The 15,543-nt window shown below is 43.1% G+C and carries 10 protein-coding genes; 2 read left to right on the forward strand and 8 right to left on the reverse strand.

Annotated elements, in window-relative coordinates; genetic code table 11:
- Window positions 1–37 precede the first annotated feature (37 nt).
- The 3 genes from ACFSRY_RS00500 to ACFSRY_RS00510 all read right to left on the reverse strand — a co-directional run bounded on the left by ACFSRY_RS00500 (window position 38) and on the right by ACFSRY_RS00510 (window position 6,815).
- Window positions 38–1,186 (reverse strand): galactokinase, encoded by a 1,149-nt coding sequence (locus ACFSRY_RS00500; RefSeq protein ID WP_377502205.1) that lies wholly within the window; start codon window positions 1,184–1,186, stop codon window positions 38–40.
- Window positions 1,187–1,276: 90 nt separating this feature from the next.
- Window positions 1,277–3,874, reverse strand: coding sequence for a cellulase family glycosylhydrolase (locus ACFSRY_RS00505; protein WP_377502208.1), 2,598 nt, complete (start codon window positions 3,872–3,874; stop codon window positions 1,277–1,279).
- Between the two features lie 133 nt (window positions 3,875–4,007).
- Window positions 4,008–6,815 carry a DUF4961 domain-containing protein gene (locus tag ACFSRY_RS00510; protein WP_377502211.1) on the reverse strand — a complete coding sequence of 936 codons (2,808 nt, stop codon included), beginning with the start codon at window positions 6,813–6,815 and terminating at the stop codon, window positions 4,008–4,010.
- Between the two features lie 544 nt (window positions 6,816–7,359).
- On the opposite strand from ACFSRY_RS00510, the gene ACFSRY_RS00515 reads away from it, so the two are divergent.
- Window positions 7,360–8,508, forward strand: coding sequence for a putative sensor domain DACNV-containing protein (locus tag ACFSRY_RS00515; RefSeq protein ID WP_377502215.1), 1,149 nt, complete (start codon window positions 7,360–7,362; stop codon window positions 8,506–8,508).
- A gap of 119 nt (window positions 8,509–8,627) precedes the next feature.
- On the opposite strand, the gene ACFSRY_RS00520 is transcribed toward ACFSRY_RS00515, so the two are convergent.
- The 5 genes from ACFSRY_RS00520 to ACFSRY_RS00540 form a co-directional block, all read right to left on the reverse strand.
- Window positions 8,628–9,089 (reverse strand): YybH family protein, encoded by a 462-nt coding sequence (locus ACFSRY_RS00520; protein ID WP_377502217.1) that lies wholly within the window; start codon window positions 9,087–9,089, stop codon window positions 8,628–8,630.
- A gap of 85 nt (window positions 9,090–9,174) precedes the next feature.
- Entirely contained in the window at window positions 9,175–9,816 is a 642-nt protein-coding gene (locus ACFSRY_RS00525; RefSeq protein ID WP_377502220.1) for a glycine zipper domain-containing protein, read from the reverse strand.
- Between the two features lie 79 nt (window positions 9,817–9,895).
- On the reverse strand, window positions 9,896–12,025 hold the full coding sequence (glgX, locus tag ACFSRY_RS00530; RefSeq protein ID WP_377502223.1) for a glycogen debranching protein GlgX: 2,130 nt from the start codon (window positions 12,023–12,025) through the stop codon (window positions 9,896–9,898).
- A 1,133-nt stretch (window positions 12,026–13,158) separates the two neighbouring features.
- Complete coding sequence (locus tag ACFSRY_RS00535) at window positions 13,159–14,052, reverse strand: MBL fold metallo-hydrolase (RefSeq protein ID WP_377502226.1); 894 nt, start codon at window positions 14,050–14,052, stop codon at window positions 13,159–13,161.
- 130 nt (window positions 14,053–14,182) lie between these two features.
- The gene (locus ACFSRY_RS00540; RefSeq protein WP_377502229.1) at window positions 14,183–14,602 is read right to left on the reverse strand and encodes a winged helix-turn-helix transcriptional regulator; all 420 of its coding nucleotides are present in this window, start codon (window positions 14,600–14,602) and stop codon (window positions 14,183–14,185) included.
- Window positions 14,603–14,840: 238 nt separating this feature from the next.
- On the opposite strand from ACFSRY_RS00540, the gene ACFSRY_RS00545 reads away from it, so the two are divergent.
- A complete protein-coding gene (locus ACFSRY_RS00545) occupies window positions 14,841–15,539 on the forward strand; it encodes a DsbA family oxidoreductase (protein ID WP_377502232.1) in 699 nt (232 codons plus the stop codon).
- Window positions 15,540–15,543 lie beyond the last annotated feature (4 nt).

The following is a 15,543-nucleotide window of genomic DNA, read 5'->3' on the forward strand; positions in this document are numbered from 1 at the left end:
AATAAGGGGTAATAATTTAACCTTTAAAAGGACAGTATCAAGAAATCTTGCTGCTGCCATCAACAATTTCAGCTACATATGTTTTAAGTGACATTCCGAACCTCTTCTCGTAAACCTCATTCATCGAATGGGTAAAGTCTTCTACAGCAGCAATATTCACAATATTTATGGTGCAGCCCCCAAAGCCCCCGCCCATCATACGGGCCCCCAGAACTGAAGTATTCTGCTTTGCCTCCGCTACCAGGAAATCCAGTTCCGGGCAACTTACTTCATAATCATGCTGCAAACCTGCATGTGAAGCATACATCTTTTCTCCAAAAAGGTGCAGGTTACCCTGCTGCAGTGCCTCGCAGGCCTCCTCTACCCTTTTATTTTCCTGCACCACATACATACAGCGTTTGAATACAACAGGATCGAATTCTGTCCGTTGTTCTTCCAACATCTCAGGTGTAACATCACGAAGGCTGATAAGGTTATGATAGTGTTTTTGAAGTATGGCTACTCCTGCTTCACATTCCATTCTTCGTGTGTTATACTCAGAAGAGGCAAGCGAGTGTTTGACCTGTGTATCGCAAAGCACAATACGGTACTGGCTCATGTCGAAAGGGTAATAAGTGTATTCTAAAGAGCGGCAGTCGAGCTTTACCACATGCTCCTTCTTTCCAAATAAACTGGCAAACTGGTCCATTATACCACAGCGTACTCCGGCAAATTCGTGCTCAGCCTTTTGTGCAACTTTGGCAAGGGCCATGCGGTCTAAGCCATAATCAAATATCTGGTTCAGAGCGAAAGCAAGCCCGCACTCCACAGCAGCAGAGGAAGACAAACCAGCCCCGATCGGAACATTTCCGCCAAAAAGAAGATCAAATCCCTTTACCTGTAGGTCTGCCTTCTGAAATTGTGCTACAACTCCCAGTAAGTAGTTTGCCCAACTAATATCTGACACTCTTATAGCTTCCAGATCAAAATCAGCCTGTTCCTGCATGTCAAATGAATACAGCCTGACAGAACTTGTGTTAGTTGGCGCAACGGCGAAAAAAATCTCTTTGTTAATAGCTGCCGGCAACACAAAGCCATCATTATAGTCTGTATGTTCACCAATAAGGTTTACCCTGCCGGGGGACCTGAAAAGTGTTGGCTCCAGATTAAAGATATCTTTGAATTTATTTCTGATTAATTCCTGCATATTTTTTAAGCTGCCTGGTATACTTTACAAAGTGGTCTGTCATTTTTTCTCTACAGCATCAATAGAAACTGAAGCTGATTAATAAGCTTATCATTTTTTCAGGCTTACAGACTCCACCTCCAGACTAAAAGGCTTATTCTTTTCACTTTCAGTGAGTCCTTTGCCTAACAATATCTCCAGCTTTTCACCCTGGCTCAACCTGAAAGGTTCTGAGTTACCAGGTACAAACCAAAAGGGATGGAAGCCTGGATAAGGTCTTGGTAAAAGCATAAACTCTTCGGGTTTCAGGTTCTCCAAAGGAATTTCTATGTCCTGGAAACTACTTATGAGCGTAACGTAAGCAGCATGGGCGGTAGCATCATCAGAAATCAAAGCAACTCTGGCTTTGACAGGGTTAACATTTGTCGTTCTTGCTCTGATCACCAGCTTCTTGAATTCATTAAGCTCAGAGGCTCTTCCCTTCAGCTTATCACCAAAGAAAGTTTGGTAGCCCATCACCCCCTCACCGCTCAATAAGTCAGGTACTGCTAAGCGAAGTATTAGCTGCCCAGGTTTTTCTGCTGTGATCAACCCCCTTTCGTTACTTTTCCAAAGATTAGGGTAAACATAAATGTTCCTGTCATTACCAGCATCAAAAATTTCCAAGGCTCCTTTTTCACTCGCTACAAGGGTTTTCCAGCTATCATCATGATAGTAATCCCAGGTCCATGGGTTTCCTTTATGTCCCCCCGGGAAAGTGAGATAATCTTTATCACCCTCCTGAACCATAATACGGTAGTTAAGAACACCTGGAGTGGTTAATTCAGCAGGCACTGTTGCCTGGAATACATAAGGCTCAGCCTCCTGCATAGGTATCGTTTTGTAAACACCTGACAGATTATTGATCAGTAGGGTTACTTTAGTAGTAGAGTCTACTCCTACTATTTTAGCGCTTAGTTTGTAAGGTTTATTTGCAGTTACTTCGCTGACAGGCTCATGCGACACAAAAGCCTCCTGCCTTACCGGCTGCGGAGCGACAAATTCATTTAGTTTTAGTGATCCCATTCTACTTGTACCAGACCAGCCTCCTGTCTTTTTCCCCTTTTTCATCAGCAGATAAGAACCCGGCTTTACCTGGAATACCCCATCCTTTGCTTTAGTTGCCAAGGTGTTTCCTGCATTTAGTCCTTGCACACTATAGTCATTGCCAAGATCTGGTAGATCAAACTGTATGGGATGTGTTGTCCATTCTATGCGGGTTACCTCTTTATTTGGTGAGGCCTTTGAAAATGGGTCGCGTATGTGCACGGCATCCGGCATTACTTCTAACCGCCACACCCCGTTTTCAAGTTTATCTAAAAAATAAGCACCACGTCCGCTGTAGGTCACCACAGGAGAACTTCCGACGCCAGCTATATGCTGCAATCTGGAAGGACGTACGGGTTTGGTAAGCGTTGTATTGGAGTAATAGAACTCCTGGGGCGTGTTCAGTTCGCTCAGATTATCTTTGTAACTTACCCGAAAAGCGCCAAAAGTACTGTCAGCCGGATAAGTACCATAACTTTTTAGCCTCGGAAGCTGATGAAAAGCCTTCGATGCTATAAGGGCACTGATTGCCTTCGATGGTGTATAGGCTATATTCAGGTAATGTGTCTGGTATTCAGTATTACCATAAGCAGTTGCCATAGGATCATAGGCAAACTGGGTAGCCCATTGAAAGCCTGCTCCCCTGAAGCTGCGGGCCATGGCCGGATACATGTTCGGCTGAAGTACATCCCCTGCATCAAACTCATACACCATTCTGGCCTTGTTTGCATAGGCGGCAATCGTATCGAAGGGGATGTTGTAGCGGTCTACGTGCGGCAAATAGTTTCCCTGTAAGGTATGATTAGCTACCAGTCCGGTAGGATACCACTGAAAGCTCACTCCATCTATGTTAGCATTCGCCACGGCATCGGCGTAAGCAGGTGATTCACTGATGTTGTAAAAAATTGGCTTGCTCCATCCTGTGTTTTTCACTGCAGCCACCATACGATTGACAAATTCTGTTGCTCTGGCTTTTGGCCCCGTATGCTTGGGTTCGTTGTTTATCTCTGCTGCAATGATGTCAGGGTCATCCTGGTAGGTGAGTTTAGTATAGGGATTCGTATGCCTGAAGAATTGATCAAGAAACCGTTCCTGAGCCTTGATAGCCTTTTCTTCAGTAACAGCTTGTTGCTTATTGTAAATGCTGGAGAACCCTGCTGTTTTCATGTCAGGCTCCGGATAACCTGCTCCCCAGTATGCTATTGGCGTAACAAGAATTTTAATATTCCGCTCTTTTAACTTCGCAATAAGATAATCGAAAAGCCGAAGGTGCTCATTTTTCAGAAGGTTACCAGTTGAGTCTGATATCTCTGTATCCCAGACATGAACCCGGAAGGCATTGAACCCCAACCTAGCCATATGATAAACATCCTTATCAATAGCTTTCTCTAAGTCAATACCCAAGGCTTTGTGAGAGCGATAGCCATAGGCAAAGGGTACGGTATAGTTTACGCCAAAGAAGGTCGCTTCCTTATTGTCTTTTTTCCAGCGAAGAACCCCATGCTTATCAACATAAACAGGCGCTACTTCTTCATTTCTTTTCTGTGCTATAGCTGCATGGCCAGCTAAGAAGGATGTACAAAGGAAAATAACCCACAGGGCAAATCTATCTTTTAGCTTCATGAGTTTCAGGTATGGTCAGAGAAAAAAAGACGCTGACACTAGTTGAGGTCCTGCCAGTCTGGTAAAGACCGGTAGGACCTCAATGCTATGTGAACTTCCTAAGTCGGCAACTCAGGCAATAAGATGTCAATTCTTAATAGAGCTTAACCATTTTCTTTATTGTTTTCCCCTGCCCTATTTCAACCTGGAGCAGGTATATACCGGCACCGACTTTACCATAATGTAGAGTGTGCTGAATGTTTTCTCTATCTTTTGATATTACCTCCTTCTGGATCAACCTTCCAGTTAGGTCAAGCAAAGTAAGGGTAACTTCCCCTCTGTAGTTACTATTGATCTCTACCTGGGCCTTATCTTCAAATGGATTAGGATATACGCTGGTAGACCTTGCTGCCAGTTCATCTTCTGCTGACAAGGCCACATTCTGCCACGGCACCAAACCAGCCTGCGGAGTGCTCAGACGATTGGTTGTGAAAATGCGAAATTCTCCAGGCTGAAGCACGATCTGCTCAACCGGGTTTGTGATATTCACAGACTCTCCTGTAAAGTAATCGTACCACGTACCCACAGCCGGAAACTTAGCTTCTTCAGTACGCCTGCGAACATCAAAGTTACCGATCATAAACGCTGTAGTGTTACCTTCTACAAGAACCATACGCTTCACCATTCCATCAAATGAAAGCGAATAGTCGCTTGTCTTGAATACAGCTTCATTTGTTTTTAGCTTAATCAGCTCCGAATATACTTTGTAGAGTTTCTGGCGCTCCGCATCGTTCTGGTACTCCCAACGAAGGGGTTTAGCCCCGGTTCTTCCATTAAAGTCAATGTTAACATCATAGCCCAACTCTCCAAACTGCCAAAGCAACTTAGGACCGGGAACAAGCAGAGAAAATGCTGCCGCAAGTTTAGCCCTGTTAAGTGCCGTAACTAAGTTTCTTGTGTTATAAGAGTCAGCGGAACGGCCATTCTGCATCACATCATACATAAGTCGCTCCTCATCATGGCTTTCAACATACCCAATCAAGTAGGGGTTTTGCCAACCTCTTTTCTTATAGGATATCCAATCCATATTTACCGATTCTCCTTTCGCTGCATTTCTGTAATCGTGGCTAAGGTTACCCCAGAACATCATACCATAGTTTGCCAGCTCTTTTTCCTCTGTATTATCGGCAAAGTGCTCCAGAATAACATAAGCAGTAGGATCATAGGCTCTGATTTCGTCATAAATACGCTTCAGGTTCTCCACTCTGCTCGCATCATACGCACTCCATGCTCCTACATCACCACCCGTATTCTTCTGTGTAAAGCCTTTTGACAGGTCAAAACGGAACCCGTCCACATTATACTCCTGAAGCCAGAATTTTGTAACCCGACGCACAAACTCCTCTGTTGCCGGACTCTCATGGTTAAAATCAAAAAAGACACTGAAAGGGTGAGTTGCCTGCTGGTTGAAGAAAGGACTGTTGGCAGAAGGCTTAGACCCATCCCAGTACATTTTTACGTAAGGAAACTCGTAATCTGCCTGGTTAAGCACAATATCCAGGATAACAGCGATGCCATTCTGATGACAGGCATCAATAAACATTTTTAATTCACGTGCTGTACCGTACGCTTTATCAGGCGCAAAGTAAAAAATTGGGTTGTACCCCCAGGAATCGTTACCTGTAAATTCCATCACAGGCATCAGTTCGATGGCGTTTATTCCCAGCCTTTTGAAATAAGAAAGGGTATCGGTTAAGGTCTTATAATTACGGGTGGCAACAAAATCGCGTACCAGCAATTCATATACCACCAGGTTCTTGGGATCAGGTCTCTCAAAATCAGGCACGGCCCAGGTGTAGGTCTGCTGATTTGTCTGTAGTACTGAAACGATACCGTTTGCACCAGTTGGGTAATCCTTTAGATCCGGGTAATTAGCATCCGTCAGATACTGATCATTGTTCGGATCAAGTATTTTGTTGGTGTAGGGATCAGCAACAGCAAGTGTACCGTTAACAAGGTATTGGTAAGCCACTTCTTCTCCTGCCGGCAATCCATTCAATTCAAGCCAGTAACGCTCTCCGTCAGGCGTGCGCTTCATGAGGTATTCGGAAGTAGCCTGCCAGTTGTTGAACTCTCCGATTACATACACAAACTCTTTGTGTGGGGCAAAAAGAGAAAGTATAGCGCTGGTTGCACTTGTGTAATTTACTCCGTCTTTTATTCCAGAAGGCCGTTGCTCCACTACCGGAGACGGCTTTACAGTATAATAAAAAGTATCTCTCGCAGTTTCAGTGGTAGTTGTTGCTTCAAATACGACCGTTTTACGTACTCCTGCCTCTGTGCCTGCATTTAAAGAATAAGTAAGTGTTTCTGCATTTCCCTCGGTTACAAGAACAGTATTATCCCTTTTTAAGGTGAGTGTAGCAGGGGCTGATGCTCTAGCTACAACAGAGATACTTGCGTTGGCATTTACGAAAAAAGAACTCTCGGAAGGGCTGCTGAAACTTGCGTTTAGCGCATCATCATATATGGTAATGATAAAGTCCTCTGTCTGGTGTTGCCCGTTTCCGCTCTTAAGTAACAGCCCAAGCTTCTTTATGTCTTTGTCTGCGGGAACATTAAAATACTGCCTTGGGGTCAGCTTTATTTGCCAACGGTTATTGCCCAGTGAAGTCATTCTTCCCGGCTCAAAGGGCTTAGAGAAATCTGTTTGCCCTGTTGGCTGGTACTCAAATGCATTTGCAGTTGCCGTTGTGCCGGCACCTGACCACAGAAATACATCATCTGTTTTACCTAACAACCCTGCAGCGCGCGAGTCTTTGGCTTTTGAGACATCAAAAATGAGGGTAACTTCTTTATTTGCTGTAGGAAATTCAGGAACAGTGGTAACAACCTGTCCCAAAGCGGTTGTGCAAACAAAGAGTAAGAATAATAGAAAGTTACCGGAGTAGAGTTTACGCATATGTTATGGTAAGAAAAGGTTAAGCTTTAAGGTAATTTAACCATAAAAATGGGAAAACGTTTAACTAAAGAACTAGCTGAAAAACCTCAATAAACATAGTTAACGATAGAAAGCAATCTACTGATAAAATGTGATTGTGACAATTTCCACTACATTAACAGCTTAAAAAACAACCCTGTTGCTATATTAAATTTTATAAATACAATTCTGTTGATGTATTGTTATAGGCGCAAACACAGAATGGCACTTAAAATGATACCACATAACCCCGTTTTTAGTTACCTACTCAAATACTTTTTTCAGTAAATAAAGTACCCCAAAAAAACTGGACCTGCGTCAACTATTTATGCCTTCGGTAATGATTCACAATTGATAGGTAAAAAAATAAGTCTTAAACAGTTGTTGTAAGACTATTATTTAACCAAAACAAATTTATAACCCACAAGAACTATATACTTTACATTTTATTACTGATGAAGGCATATGGCTCAGGAAGTTAATACTAAGATAAACAAAACTGAATTGAAGGCGTTCTGAGAGTAATATGGGGAAGCACCGCAACATAACCTACCAAGCTGCAAAGACTGTTTCACAGGCACTGGAAGAACATTTTAAGAGAAATATCTCTGCTGCTCGGCATAACAATGATGACATACCAGCCTCATCCCCACCAGCAACTATCATAGAAGCAATAATTGATACGGCATTCTGGACAAGCCTGCGGCGTGAGGAGGGGCAGTCACCAAAGATTTCCTTAGCATGGCTGTCCCCGGACCAGGCTGATCAGGCAATGCTGTTTGAAAAGCCGCTGCCCCTGAATTCAGGTGTTTTAACCAAATTAGGCCCTGGTGTAGAACGACCTGGTATACATTTAGGGGTTTGGCAGGATGAGGAAGACCTTTATATATGGGGAGCCACACGTTCTATTCCCAGCTTTTGTTTTGTAGTGGATGTCCCGGAGCCTGGGCTACTGGTTATCAAGCACCGCAGGTTAGATGGCTTTGGCAAGTTTGCCAACGTTGCCGTACTTAAAGGTGATGAGGTAAAAGTAGTGGACGAGGATAATGCAAAATTACCTGACAGCCCCAATGTTTTGAAAAATATGCTTGGCTACACTTCATCAGGCTTGTGGGACGACTCCCTAAACGTGCTTGTACAGATGGCTGTTTCCATGCGGGCACACAAACATGGAGGTTCCTTACTTGTTGTACCTTCCGGCAGTACCACCTGGCAAAAGTCTATCATTTACCCCATAAACTTTGCCGTACAACCAGCCTTTTCTTTATTGAAGGATATTTTAGACCGGGACACCACTGAAAAAAATCAAAACCTGTGGCAGGATGAACTGAAACGTACCATTGATGGCATTGCTGGCCTGACTGCCATTGATGGCGCTACTATAATAAGTGATTCGTACGAACTTTTGGCCTTCGGTGCAAAAATAGGTCGCCGGGAAGGCATGGAGCCGGTAAATGAAATGTTAGCAACCGAGCCCATAGCCGGAAGTGTAGCAACCGTCTCCCACCCGGCCCGCCACGGGGGCACCCGCCACTTGTCTGCAGCACAATTCGTGCATGATCAGAGAGAGGCGATGGCTCTTATCGCATCTCAGGACGGACGCTTCACAGTCTTCTCCTGGTCGCGTAGTGAAAACATGGTGCAGGCCCACCGCATTGAAACACTATTGCTCTAATATAGCTCTTAAGAATTTACAGGCAGGCTCCTGCTTTGCTTTAACATATAAAAATTCAAAGCCGCCCCAGATAACCCAAGGCGGCTTTTGTTTCACCTTCCGCAGAAGACACTATTCTTTTACATGTTTCTTGCCTGAACAGGCAGGTCTTCAAGCTGGGCAAAATGAAGCTTCCACTCTCCTTCTTCGCTTTTCTTCCAGAGCAACATAAAGTTACCCTCTCCAACCCCATGAGGCTGGTCGGGACCGGCAGGTAACACATCTACTGAAAAAGTACCTGCTTCATAGGCGATGTTCTCACCCGTGCCCGAACTCACAACATTTGTTTTAAGGTCGGCAATAGTGCCCATTGTTTCGCGCACCCACTTATCTGCCACTTCAGACTTACCCTGAAAATGAACCTCGCCTTGCAAAAAATGAACATCTTCTCCTAAAAAGGAAATTACTTTATCTGCATTTTTAGAGTTCCAGGCACTAATAAACTGCTGGTTTAGTTCCTGAATGTTAACAGATTCCTTCTGTTTGGTGCAGGAAGTAAAGAACATAGCAGCAAAACCAAGTATAATAACTAATGCTCTCATGTCTGTATAAGTTAAATTTCAACTTTTGAAAAAGCCCGGATATTACTACCCGGGCTTTCTTATTATGTAAAAGACAGGGTAAATGTTACCAGCTCTTTCTTCTGTATTCTGATGTATAATATGGCTTTGTAGGATCACCATAGTCCAGGTTAGGAAGCAGAGCAATGCTCATAATCGGATCCTGTGTATTATAGCTGGCATAAGCATGTACTGCAGGATAATCAGCAGCTTCAATCTGCTTCGCCGGAGCAGCTTCCGCTCTGCTAGCTACTCTTTTGTTTGATACAGCCTTGGTGTTATTTGCAACTGATCTGTTTGCTTCCGCTCTCCTTGCCGCAGCTCTTTCTGATGCTGCTCTGTTTGCCTCCGCTCTTTCAATAGCTGCAATTCTTTCTGCTTCTCTTTCTTTCTGTTTGTTGTCAATGTGCTTACCAATACCATAGCCAGCAGCGCCACCTACAACGCCACCTACAACACCACCTATAACACGATTACGCTTATGTATAACAGCACCTGCTGCGGCACCTGTGGCTGTACCAATGACAGCACCCTTAGCCTGTGGACTCCATTTTTTCTGCGCCTCCGCTGAGTTATTGAAAGCGAATGTCACTAATAAAACCAAACTTAAAATAAGACTAACCTTTTTCATAACACTTTTCTTTAAGTCAAAGATATTGTTTGTAATGAGATCAGTTATCCCAAATCCGTGCCAGAAAATATTAGACATAGTTAATTTAAATCAGACTCAGGAGGAAATACACAACATAACTCACTGCTTTTCAAAACATTAAAGCCATCTTATATTTTTATTTACTTTCTAATGGATGTTGAAGGAGCACCACCGACCTACTATCTATTCTTATGGATTCTCCTGCACCGAAAGTTCCGTTCTTTGCATCTGCACGGTTTTCAGCTGTATCCAGAACTTTAATCCAGTTACTTCCATACTTTTTGGGTGGCAACTTATAGTCGAGAGGCTCATAGTGCGCATTAAAAATAACGTAGAAGCTATCATCAGAAACTACTTCGCCGGAGCCCCTGGAGTGCATATCATGCCCGTTTAGGAACACCCCAAGTGATTTGGCGTAGTCATGGTCCCAGTTTTCCTCCGTCATTTCGGTTCCTTCCGGTAAAAACCAGGCAATATCTTCAATCCCAACACCTTTTATAGGCTTACCCTGGAACCATCTTTTACGTCCAAAAACAGGATGCTTCTTTACCAAATGAATTAGCTTACGCGTAAACTCAAGCAAGTCTGAATCGATGTGGTTCCAGTCAATCCATGAAATCTCATTATCCTGACAGTAGGCGTTGTTGTTGCCCTTTTGACTTCGGCCGAATTCATCTCCGGCTAAAAGCATAGGAACTCCCTGTGATAAGAAAAGAGTCGTCAGAAAATTTCGCTTCTGTTTGTCACGCAATGCGATCACCTTCGGATCATCCGTAGGTCCCTCTATACCGCAATTCCAGGAACGGTTGTGGCTTTCTCCGTCCTTGTTTTGCTCGCCATTCGCTTTGTTGTGTTTTTCATTGTAAGAAACAAGGTCGTTCAGTGTGAAACCATCATGTGCAGTTACGAAGTTGATGCTAGCTGTAGGCCGGCGAAGATTATCCTGGTATAAGTCAGAGCTTCCCGTAAAACGTTCTGCAAATTCCGCTAACATACTGTCCGATCCGCGCCAGTAGTCACGTATACAGTCACGGTACTTCCCATTCCACTCTGTCCAGCCAGGAGGGAATCCTCCAACCTGGTAACCACCCTCTCCTACATCCCAAGGCTCTGCAATAAGTTTCACCTGAGAAATAACAGGATCCTGGTAAATAATATCGAAGAATGCACTAAGTCGGTCAACTGCGTGTAGCTCCCGGGCAAGTGAGGCAGCAAGGTCAAAACGGAATCCATCCACATGCATCTCCAGTATCCAATACCTCAAACTATCCATTATGAGCCGCAATACGTTCGGTTGCATGGTATTCATGGTATTACCTGTTCCGGTATAATCCATATAATACCTGCCTTCGCCAATAAGCCGATAGTAAGAAGCATTGTCTATTCCCTTGAAGGAAAGAGTTGGGCCCATATGATTTCCCTCTGCCGTGTGATTATACACAACGTCAAGTATCACCTCAATTCCCTCTTTATGAAGCGCTTTTACCATGTTCTTGAACTCCACTACCTGCTCACCCAGTACACCTGTGCTGGAATAGCGGACATCCGGAGCAAAGAATCCTATACTGTTATAACCCCAGTAGTTTGTGAGCCCCTTTTCATCAAGGTGTCGGTCTGTAACGAAGTGGTGCACGGGCATTAGCTCTATGGCCGTAATTCCAAGCTTCTTTAGATACTCCAATGTTACAGGGTGAGCCAGAGCTGCATAAGTGCCTCTTATCTCTTTGGGTATTTCCGGGTGAAGTTTTGTGAAGCCTTTGACATGGGCTTCATAAATTACAGATTTATAATAGGCCGTCTTAGGTCGACTGTCCCCTTCCCAGTCAAAACGCGTGTCAATTACTACTGATTTCGGCAAGTAGGGTGCACTATCTTGCTTACTGAAGCTCAGGTCTTTATCAGGATGACCCAGCTTATACCCAAAGAGGGAATCGTGCCACCGTATGGTTCCGGCAATAGCTTTGGCGTAAGGGTCTATCAGTAGCTTATTACGATTGAAACGATGTCCATTCATAGGATCATACGGCCCATCCACCCTGTACCCGTAAAGCTGCCCGGGTTTGACACCTGGAATATAAATATGCCACACCTGGTGGGTTCGTTCTGTGAGCTTTATAGTTTCACTTTCTTTCTTAGCATTTTCATCAGAAAACAGGCACAACTCTACACCTGTAGCGTTTATTGCTGTCAAAGCAAAATTGGTTCCTTTACCATCCCATGTGGCTCCCAAAGGAAAAGGACTGCCTGAATATACCTTATTGTGCATAATTTGGAGTTACATATGTGAAAATCGCCACCACTTAATTTAAGTGCTGTACTTATAACTCATGAAACGACAACAGGTGAATTGGAGTTTTAACAGGGTCTGCAGGCTTTGGTTCCTTTATGAGAAATAGTATTTTAAACAGGAAATAATTCCCCCGCCGTAAAGTGAGCAGGGGATTTAGTGCTAATCGTACTTCAGTTAGGTCTACCTGATTTTTTCGTATCAGTACTTGCAGGAGAAAAAGAAGCTACTTCTTCATCTTTAGTAGAAGAAGCCCGTATACTCCTGATAATAAAAGTAAGACAGCATGACAAGTCTCCTACTTATATCAGTTTTTACGGCTCTATATAGGAAAGACAAAATATAATTGATAAAACGATTGCTTTAATTAGCGGAAGTCCTTTTCTTTACTACAGTGAGAATACCGGCTATATATCTGATTCATAAATTTGGCGCTCTGTTAGCTGCTTTGCTATGCTTTGCGATCACTTTATGTACTTCAGGTAATGCACAGGCAGCTCCTGTTGCTCCATGCCAATCTATTCTTTCTCTTAATAATTCAGAAGACCCGGACTTTATCTTATCAGCCGGAGAGTTAGAATCAGGTGAAACAGAAGCTGTTTTACAGTTAAAGAAGTCTTTACTTATCCCATTATTTCAGGCTGTTCTAGCACAGCTATACCCCCCACAGTATAACTTTGACTTTAAACTTAGTGAACATCCCTTCTCTGGAAGCGACTGTGGGAAACACTCCAGCCTCACGAAAGGCCCCTGATATCGTCAAATTTCTTTAATCTGCTGTTTTCTTCGCAGTATCCTACTGCTATGAGGAAGGCAATGTCTTCTGAGCAGCAGTAACACAAATGTCCACTCCTTTTTTGCTTTTCAGCTGCTGCGGCCAATTGGCTCATATTTTTATTCTTTGCTTTGATATGCAGCAGTAGTGCTAAATTTAAACCCTATTCTATAAAAAGGTTTAATCAGCATAAGTAGATGGATGGATTTTCAAACAGAAAATATATTGGTTAGTTAATTACCCCAAGTAAAATCCGCCCTTTATGGGGCGGATTTTCTTTTTAATTTATCTTTACAGGGATGCAGTTTCAAAAGCACGAGATGAAATTAACTACCCTTTACTCGAACAACTGTAACTGCTTTCCAAAGATACTGGTTGGCACCTCCTGCTGTTCCTTATAAACTGAAGCATACTTACCTAAATCAATTTCCACACCTTCCTGCAATGCTGCATGGTGGACATCGGTACAACTGATACAAAAAACAGCTGACTCCTGGTAACGTGAGGCTACAATTACCTCTGTTGATTCACTTTGTGATGTAAAGAGTTCTTTCACTAAATCAGGGCAATTATTATCCTTAGACAAATGTGACAATAACAAGTGGCTCATATAAGAAGGCTTACAGGCTGTAAAAAGAGCAAGTGCCTGCCTGTTGGAAAGATGTCCTTTGCCCCCTCTTATACGCTTCTTCAAATAATAAGGGTAATGCCCCCGCTCCAATAAGTCCTCATCATAGTTTGCCTCCAGAAAAGCTGCGTTGCACTGACTAAAATACTTAATAAGGTTATTACAAGGAGAGCCAATGTCTGTGAACACACCAATTTGTACTCCTTTATAAGTAATTAAAAAGCTATGTGGATCATAGGCATCATGTAACTTAGCAAAAGGCAAAATAGTGAATTCACCAATCTGTACTGCTTGCTCCGAGAAAAAAGGCAAGGTATACACTCCATTGAAATCCGTCCTGGAATAAGCTTTTGTACCTTCTGTTATATAAACAGGAATTTGATACTTTTTGGCTAGGACGGGAACGCCACGAATATGATCAGAATGTTCATGAGAGATAAAGATCGCTTTCACCTTTCGCATAGATAAACCAAGGCGTTTCATTCGCTTTTCTACCTCCCGACAGGAGATTCCAACATCCACGAGAACAGCTTCCCGATTATTCCCGATATAATAGCAATTTCCGTTGCTTCCAGAGTTTATTGATGCAAAATATACGTGCATGTAGTATAAAGTAATTCTTCAGGGTACATCCAAAAGTGTTTGCAGCGCCACAACGTTCCATTTTTTACATTGGGGAAAAGAGAAATCAGCTATGCATTTGTTATACAGCCGGTTACCAACCTTCACAGTTTTATTTTTTATTATAACGCTCCCGCGCCTCCAGAATCTGGTGTATGTTTAGTTTAGCCCAGTCAGCCAATTTAAGTAACTGCAATAACAGGCTTTGCCCCAGAGAAGTGAGAGAATATTCTACCCGGGGCGGTATTTCAGGAAATGAATTCCTGTTTACAAGTCCATCTTCCTCAAGAGCACGCAAGGTTACTGTAAGCATACGTTGCGAAATGCCAGCAATCAAACCCTTGAGTTCGTTAAACCTAAGCGTTTCATGCTTTCCTAGCATCAGAATAGCATAAATAGACCATTTATCTCCAAATCGGGCAAGAATATCCTTCACCGGACAACACTGCTCTTCCTCCTGCCTGGCTGTGAGTACTTTTTCAATTTTTTTCTGAATCCTAACCCGCTGGTCCTCAGCTTTAGTTACTCCCATGTTCCTACGTTCCTGTTAAATACCTTCTTGACACTACCAAAGTTAATAAATAACTTTAAGTTACTAAAGGTAACCTAGTATTGAAACGATACTTAATTTACTACTGTTAAGATTACGTTGATTATGCAAGGCATTGGGGTGCAAATTGCAGCACCCCCTAGTAAGTATACTAATGTATACTTTGGAAGATAAATACTGTTCCTGATCCAGTTAACCAGGAGCAAATAAATGTACAGATATGACAAAACAGAAAATAAAGATCGACATCGTTTCAGACATAAACTGCCCCTGGTGCTATGTAGGGGAACGTCGTTTAAAAAAAGCTATTGAAGCTGTAGAAGACAAGTATGAGTTTGATATCAACTTCAAAGCTTTTGAGTTGAATGCAAGCATCCCCGAAAGCGGTATCACCAGAAAAGATTATTTTAGAAATAATTACGGAGAGGCTATTTTACCAAAACTGGGTGAAATGGATACGCAAATGAAGGAGAGTGGCACTGCGGAAGGAATTATATTTAATTTCTCTCCCGGTATGGTTATAAACAATACGTTTAACGGCCATAGGCTTATCTGGCTGGCAGATGAATACGGAGTACAGGAAGCTGTTGCCAATGAATTGTTCAAGAGCAACTTCACGGACGGCAACAACATGAATGATACCAAGGTTCTGACAAAGATCGGCCTAGAGAATGGTATTCCTGCTGAACGACTCGAAGGATTCTTTGAGGGAGATGAGGGACGTGTGGAAGTACGTGAGATGGAGAGTTTTGCACAGGCTGCCGGCATTACAGGAGTACCATCTTTTATTATCAATGATCAGTACCTTGTAAGGGGGGCACAACCTGCAGATACGTTCCTGAAGGCTTTCCAGCAAATAACTCCTGCGCTTCAGGAGGTAAAATCTGAAGGAGGAAGCTGCGGCGTAGACGGCTGCTAATAAC

Origin of the sequence: Pontibacter locisalis (assembly GCF_042684605.1) — a bacterium.
GTDB lineage: Bacteria > Bacteroidota > Bacteroidia > Cytophagales > Hymenobacteraceae > Pontibacter > Pontibacter locisalis.

Excerpts from the sequence above, each read along its gene's own strand:
- ACFSRY_RS00500 (WP_377502205.1), bottom strand. The coding sequence starts at position 1,186 with ATGCAGGAATTAATCAGAAATAAATTCAAAGATATCTTTAATCTGGAG.
- ACFSRY_RS00535 (WP_377502226.1), bottom strand. The coding sequence starts at position 14,052 with ATGCACGTATATTTTGCATCAATAAACTCTGGAAGCAACGGAAATTGC.
- ACFSRY_RS00505 (WP_377502208.1), bottom strand. The coding sequence starts at position 3,874 with ATGAAGCTAAAAGATAGATTTGCCCTGTGGGTTATTTTCCTTTGTACA.
- ACFSRY_RS00515 (WP_377502215.1), top strand. The coding sequence starts at position 7,360 with ATGGGGAAGCACCGCAACATAACCTACCAAGCTGCAAAGACTGTTTCA.
- ACFSRY_RS00525 (WP_377502220.1), bottom strand. The coding sequence starts at position 9,816 with ATGTCTAATATTTTCTGGCACGGATTTGGGATAACTGATCTCATTACA.
- ACFSRY_RS00520 (WP_377502217.1), bottom strand. The coding sequence starts at position 9,089 with ATGAGAGCATTAGTTATTATACTTGGTTTTGCTGCTATGTTCTTTACT.
- ACFSRY_RS00540 (WP_377502229.1), bottom strand. The coding sequence starts at position 14,602 with ATGGGAGTAACTAAAGCTGAGGACCAGCGGGTTAGGATTCAGAAAAAA.
- ACFSRY_RS00510 (WP_377502211.1), bottom strand. The coding sequence starts at position 6,815 with ATGCGTAAACTCTACTCCGGTAACTTTCTATTATTCTTACTCTTTGTT.
- ACFSRY_RS00545 (WP_377502232.1), top strand. The coding sequence starts at position 14,841 with ATGACAAAACAGAAAATAAAGATCGACATCGTTTCAGACATAAACTGC.
- glgX (WP_377502223.1), bottom strand. The coding sequence starts at position 12,025 with ATGCACAATAAGGTATATTCAGGCAGTCCTTTTCCTTTGGGAGCCACA.